Here is a 290-nt window from a genome sequence, read left to right on the forward strand (position 1 = left end):
CTTATATTCATTTTTTGTACCTTTTACCTTTTCTCGTGTTCTTCTGCCATAAGCAATCTTTCCACAATAAACAGGATTGTCTAATATCAACCGTATAAAATGACTGCTCCAAGTTTCCAATGTGCCGTTCTGACGAGGTATCTTCTTTATACCTTGAAGATTAAGATATTTTGCTACTCCGCCAAGTCCTATATCAGAATTAGCAAATTTATCAAATATAATTCTGATTGCTTCAGCTTCCGTTTCTTCTATCAAGAGCTGATTGTCTTTCAGATAATATCCGTATGGTG

Annotated in this window: 1 protein-coding gene; it reads right to left on the reverse strand. The window is 34.8% G+C overall.

The features are described from left to right. On the reverse strand, positions 1–255 hold a 255-nt coding region (locus tag PZH32_RS13640), incomplete at its 3' end, for a recombinase family protein (RefSeq protein ID WP_275208797.1). Positions 256–290 lie beyond the last annotated feature (35 nt).

It is taken from the genome of Adlercreutzia equolifaciens (assembly GCF_029076695.1).
Classification (GTDB): domain Bacteria; phylum Actinomycetota; class Coriobacteriia; order Coriobacteriales; family Eggerthellaceae; genus Adlercreutzia; species Adlercreutzia equolifaciens_A.